The 5837-nt window shown below is 67.0% G+C and carries 6 protein-coding genes; 1 reads left to right on the top strand and 5 read right to left on the bottom strand.

The window, feature by feature from the left end:
• The 5 genes from AOQ71_RS39865 to cobU all read right to left on the bottom strand — a co-directional run.
• Positions 1-2226, bottom strand: a 2226-nt coding sequence (locus AOQ71_RS39865) for a hybrid sensor histidine kinase/response regulator (RefSeq protein ID WP_245317392.1), incomplete at its 3' end; no start/stop codon positions are given.
• Entirely contained in the window at positions 2223-3266 is a 1044-nt protein-coding gene (locus AOQ71_RS39860; protein ID WP_057758895.1) for an ABC transporter substrate-binding protein, read from the bottom strand. The genes AOQ71_RS39860 and AOQ71_RS39865, both read right to left, overlap by 4 nt.
• Before the next feature lie 124 nt (positions 3267-3390).
• Positions 3391-4023, bottom strand: coding sequence for a 5,6-dimethylbenzimidazole synthase (gene bluB, locus AOQ71_RS39855; protein ID WP_057759111.1), 633 nt, complete (start codon positions 4021-4023; stop codon positions 3391-3393).
• 4 nt (positions 4024-4027) lie between these two features.
• Positions 4028-4813 carry an adenosylcobinamide-GDP ribazoletransferase gene (cobS, locus tag AOQ71_RS39850; protein ID WP_057758893.1) on the bottom strand — a complete coding sequence of 262 codons (786 nt, stop codon included), beginning with the start codon at positions 4811-4813 and terminating at the stop codon, positions 4028-4030.
• Positions 4810-5316, bottom strand: a complete 507-nt coding sequence (gene cobU / locus AOQ71_RS39845; RefSeq protein WP_057758890.1) for a bifunctional adenosylcobinamide kinase/adenosylcobinamide-phosphate guanylyltransferase — start codon at positions 5314-5316, stop codon at positions 4810-4812. The genes cobS and cobU overlap by 4 nt, the downstream gene beginning before the upstream one ends.
• 121 nt (positions 5317-5437) lie before the next feature.
• Between cobU and AOQ71_RS49385 the strand changes: the two genes are divergently transcribed.
• Positions 5438-5837: cobalamin biosynthesis protein (locus AOQ71_RS49385; RefSeq protein WP_245317391.1), on the top strand; the 400-nt coding region annotated here is incomplete at its 3' end.

The raw sequence follows: 5837 nt of genomic DNA, 5'->3' as shown, positions 1-5837 counted from the left end.
GCGTGCGAGCCGCTCGCGGGTGCCGCGCGAGGCGTCGGCGGTCACGACGATGATCCGCGGCATCGGCTGCAATGGGAGCTGACGGATGCGCGTGGCCGCCTCCACGCCGTCCATGCCGGGCATGTGCAGGTCCATCAGGACGACGTCGAACGGCTGGCTTCCGGCGAGCGCGACCGCGGCCGCGCCATTGCTTGCGATCGCGGCGCGGTGGCCGAGCCTGGTCAAAATCGCTTCGCCGACCTCGCAATTGATGGGGTCGTCGTCGACCAGCAGCACGCGGAGCGGTCGCGATTGCGGCGGCAGCGCGCCTTGTGCAATGCCGCCGGCGGCCTTGCCGAGCGGGACGACAAGCGTAAACACGCTGCCGTGGCCCGGCGTGCTCTCCACCGTCAGGTCGCCGCGCATCAGCCGCGTCAGTCGGCGCGCGATCGCAAGCCCGAGGCCGGTGCCGCCGAACCGCCGTGCGATGCTGTCGTCGGCCTGCACGAAGTCCTCGAAGATCCGTTCGTGCATCTCGGGCGCAATGCCGATGCCGGTGTCGCGAACGACGGCGCGCAGCAGCGCATGGTCGTCACGCCGCTCGATCGTCGCATGCACGGATATTCCGCCGCTCGGGGTGAACTTGATGGCGTTGCCGATCAGATTGAGCAGGATTCGGTTGAGACGGACGGGATCGCCGTGGACTGACGCGCTGATTGATGGATCGCAGGCGAGGTCGAAGGAGAGACCCTTGCCGAACGCCTGCGGACGCATCAGATCGGCCGCCGTCTCGATCAGCTGGTCGAGACGGAAGTCGCGCGTCTCCAGGGCCTCGGTGCTGGCCTCCAGGCGGGCATATTCCAGAATGGCGTCCACCAGCGCGATCAGTGTTTCGCCCGAGGCGGCCGCGGTTGCAAGGTGGCGGCGCTGGACCTCGCTGAGCCGGCCGTCGTCGAGCAGCTGCAACACGCCCATGACCCCGTTGAGCGGCGTGCGCAGCTCGTGGCTGACCACGGCGAGGAAGCGCGATTTGGTTTCGTTGGCTGCAACCGCGACGCTGCGCGCCCGCTCGGCCGCGTCATGCTCGGCCAGCGCGTGATCGCGCGCCTTCTCGAGCTCGGAGGTGCGTTCGATCACCTTGCGCTCGAGCGTGGCGTAGGATTCGCGCAAATGCGCGGCCATGCGGTTGAACTGGTCGCCCAGCGCCTCGAGCTCGTCGCCGGTCTTGATGGCGAGCCGCTGTCGGAGATCGCCGCTGCCGATCCGCCGTGCCCCCAGGGTCAGCATCTGGATCGGCACGGCCATGCGCCGGCTGAGCCAGAGCGACACCAGGGTGGCGGAGGCGAGCAGGACGATCAGCAGGACCATCGAGCGTCCGATCGAGGCGTAGATCGGCGCGTAGGCTTCGCTGAGCGGGAGCTCGACGAACACCAGCCAGCCGAGCGAGGGGACCGTCGCATAGGTCGAGAGCACGCGCTGACCGGCAAAATCCTCCTTGATCAGCCCGCCCGAGGGTGGCCCGACTCCGTCGAGCCCGGCGCGCACGTCAGGATGGCTGGAGAGATCGCTGCGGCGAAGCGCCGGCCACAGATCGGGATGCGCGATCAGCACACCCAGCCGATCGACGACATAGGCCTTGCCGGTGTTGCCCACCCTGATCCCGGCGACGAGGTCCCAGATGAAGCGCAGATTGACCTCGGCGATGACGACGTTGGGTGAGCTGCCGCTGCCGCGCGTGGCGAGCGTCATGAAGGGCTCGGTGTCGCCGAAGAAATAGACCGGCCCGTAATAGGCCCGGCCTTCATTGGCGCCGCGGAAGGCGGCCGAGGAGGACTGGTCGATGTTGCTGCCGATCCGGTCCGCGACGCGGCGCGACAGGCGCACCTGTTCGCGGCCGTTCGAATCGAGCTCGGTAATTTCGGCAATCGCGGGCGAGAGGCGCAGCAGCCTGATGGCATTCAGGCGCACGTCTTCATTGGTCGAAAGCTCCGGGGGCAGGTGCGACAGCCATCTGACCTGGGTCTCGATCTGGCTGATGAACTGGCCGATCTGGATCGCCGCGCTCGCAGCCTGCTCGCGCTGGGTTGCCGCGAGCAGCTGCTTCTGCTCGTGATAGGAGAACCAGACGTCGAAGCCGGTGTTGATGGCGAGCGCGGCAAAGGCAAGCGCGACGATCGAGTAGAGATATTTGCGGAACAGCCGTCCGGGAGGCGTCCGCAAAGGTCCCTGGTCGACCTGTGCGTTCACTCGCGAATCTCGTCGGCGCGCGCCAGCAGCGTGTAGGGAATCTTCAATCCGAGCGCGCTGGCGACGGTGCGGTTGATCAGCAGCTCGTATTTGCGCGGCGATTGCACCGGCAGGTCGCCGGCCTTGGTGCCGCGGAGGATGAGATCGACATAATCGGCCGAGCGCACCTCCAGCGTCGGCCCGTAGCTCATCAGCCCGCCCGAATCCATGAAGTAGTGGAACGGATAGATCATCGGCACGCGATGTCTCGCGGCCGTCTCGACCACCGCTTTCCTGATGACCACGAGAAAGCTGTCGACAAGCGAGATCATGGCCGCCTTCGGAGGATCAGCGAAGCGGCCGATCGCGCCGTCGATCTCGGCGACTGCGCTGATGGGTGCAAGCTCCACCGCGACGCCCGATGTCGCGGCTTCCTGCTCGAGCGAATCAAGGTAATAGCGGCCGGCGCGAGGGGTGCTGGCCGGGTTGAACAGGACGCCGATGCGCTGAACGTCAGGCACGGCTTCCTTGATGAGCTGAAGCCATTTGCCGCCCATATCGGGGGTGCTGCTGGTGAAGCCGGTGACATTGCCGCCGGGATGGGCAAGGCTTTCGACGAAGCCGTTGCCGACGGGATCGTTGGAGGTCGCGAAAACGATCGGGATCGTCCTGGTGGCCGCCATGACGGCCGCGGTCTCGACAGTCGAGCCGGTCAGGATGACATCCGGCTTGAGATCGATGAGCTCCGCGATCGTGGTCTGCAACTTGTCGGGCCCGCCGAACGTCGAGCGAACCTCGAGACGATGATTGACCCCTTCGACCCAGCCGCGTTGTCGCAAGCCCGCGATCAGCGCACCGAGGCGAGAGTTCGAACTCTCGCTCATGTTGCGTCGGGTCAGCTCGTCATCGAGCGGCAAAGCGGTGATCGAGGCGACGATTCGCATGCGATCCGACGTTGCGTCGAGCGCAAACAAACCTGCGACAGTTGCTCCCGCAAGCCGAATGAAATCGCGGCGGGCGACCGCCGGCACGACACGGGCAGGAGCAGGCCGCTCGCTCATGAAAGGTTTCGCAAGAATTGTCCCCGGGGAATGTGCATAACGCGAAAGGACGGCAACCACAATTGATGAAAAAATGCGCTTGTGAATGTTCGTTCGCGGCGGTCCCGGTGGATAGAGCGGGCTGCTACCGCCGCAGCGTAAACTCGCTCGCGTCCCGCCGGTGCTCCCACTTCGCCTGCTCGAGCTCGGGCTGGTCGCATTCCGTCTCGGGATAGCCGATGCAGAGATAGGCGATGAACTTCCAGGAAGCGGGCACGTCGAGCAGGCCGTGGATACGCTGCGGACTGAGGATGGAGACCCAGCCGAGTCCGATCCCTTCGGCGCGCGCGGCGAGCCACATCGCGGTGATGGCGGCGACCACCGAATATTCCGTGGTCTCCGGCATCGTGGCGCGGCCGAGGCCGTGGCCGATGTCGCCGGCCTTGTCGGCGAACACGGCGAGGTGGCCAGGAGCCTGTTCGAGGCCCGAGAGTTTTAGCGCGGCATAGCGCGCGGCGCGCTCGCCGGAATAGCAGCTCAGCGCATCGGCGTTGCACGCCTTGAAATCGTCGATCACGGCGCGGCGCCGCGCGGGATCATCGACGATGGCGAAGCGCCAGGGCTGGCTCAGGCCGACCGAGGGCGACAGGCAAGCCGTCTCGATCAGCCGCTCCATCGCGCCGTCGGGCAGTGCCTGGTTACGAAAGCGGCGCACGTCGCGGCGCCACACGAACAGCTCGCGCAATTGCCGGCGGAAGGTGTCGTCGAACTCGACCATGATTTCATCCTCCCCCATGGAGGAAGGCGGCCGCGACCAGCAGGATCAGGATCTCGCCGACCTGCTCGAACGCGCCCAGGATGTCGCCGGTCTGCCCGCCGATCTGGCGGATGGCAAGCCGCGCCAGCATCAGCCCGGCGAGGGAGAGCAGCACCAGCGCGACCAGCGCCTTGCCCGGCCCCAACGCCAGAGCGAGCGCGAGCGTTCCTATGGCGAAGGACGTGGCCACGCTGCGGCCCGGCGGCGCTCCTGCGTTCGCGGAAAGACCATCGGGACGGGCCGGCGCAACCAGCGACATGAAGGCCGGCAAGCCCGCGCGGGCCGCGGCATGAGCTGCGCACAGCGCGAGCATCACGGTCCAGGGACGAGCGATTGCCGCAAGCGCGCTCCAGCGCAGGCCGAATGACAGGATCAGGACGCAGACACCATAGCTGCCGATCCGGCTATCGCGCATGATCTCGAGCTTGCGCTCGCGCGTCCGCCCGCCGCCGAGACCGTCAGCGGTGTCGGCAAGCCCGTCCTCGTGCAGTGCGCCGGTGATGAGCGCGGTTGTCGCGAGCGCGAGCAGGGCGGCGATATCAGGCGTCAATCCGACGCGAATGGCGACCTTGTAGACGAGCGCGCCGGCAAGGCCGACCAGCAGCCCGGCCGCTGGGAGGGCCCATGTCGCGCGCGCGATGGCGCCTTCGCCTGATGGCTTCGACGAGGCTACGGGAAGGATCGTGACGAAGGACGCGGCGATCCTGAGATCGGCGACGACGTCTTTCAGAATGTCGGCGCGCGGCGTCATTTCAGCTTCATCGGCAGGCCGGCGACCACGAACTCGACCTTGTCGGCCACGTCAGCAATGGTCTGGTTCATGATGCCGGCAGCATCGCGATAGCTGCGCGCCAATGCGTTGTCGGGCACGATGCCGAGTCCGACCTCGTTGGAGACAAAGATGACGGGGCTCTTGAGACGGGGCAGCGCGGCGGCAAGCTCGCTCACCTCCCGTTCCCAGTCGCGCTCCGCATGCATGAGATTCGAGAGCCACAGCGTCAGGCAGTCCACCAGCCTCGCACCGCCGCCATCGCTTGCGATCAGCGCAGGCACGAGATCGAGCGGCACCTCGCGCTCGATCCAGCCGGATCCGCGTCGCGCCCGATGCCCGGCGATGCGCGCCTCCATCTCGGCATCGAGCGCCTCGGCCGTAGCGATGTAGATCGGCGGCTGGTCCGGAAAGCTGCGCGCCAGCGCTTCCGCGCGGGCGCTCTTGCCCGATCGCGCTCCGCCCGTGATCAAGATGACGGCCATAAAGCTCTCCTGTGAGCCTGACTAATCACCAATCGCGGCCAAAGACAAAGCCGAAATCAGCCCGGCAGGGGCTTGCGCTCGCCCCTCGCTTTGCGCAACAGGGGCGGGACAGGAGGCGGGTTTGGGTTTTGCAGGCGCGATGGTGGTGGCGATGGCGATGGATGCCCTCCTGGGCTGGCCGTCATGGCTGTTCGCGCGGATCGGCCACCCCGTGACCTGGCTGGGTCGGTTGATCGCAGCCATCGATGCCGGCTTGAATCGCGAGTCTGACCCGCCGGCGCTGCGTCGCGCTGCTGGCGTCGGCGGCGCGCTTTCGGTGATCGTGCTCGCGGTTGCGCTCGGTTGGTTGATTCAATCGGTGCTTCCCTCCGGCTGGATCCAGATCCTGCTGGTCGGCGTCCTGGCCTGGCCGCTGGTGGCGCTGCGCTCGTTGCATGATCATGTCGCCGCCGTCGCCAAGCCTCTGCTGACCGGGGACATCGCCGCCGCGCGCGAGGCGGTCTCGCGCATCGTCGGTCGGG

The organism is Bradyrhizobium manausense, assembly GCF_001440035.1.
Taxonomy (GTDB): domain Bacteria; phylum Pseudomonadota; class Alphaproteobacteria; order Rhizobiales; family Xanthobacteraceae; genus Bradyrhizobium; species Bradyrhizobium manausense.
This window is presented reverse-complemented; position numbering and strand designations above follow the sequence as displayed.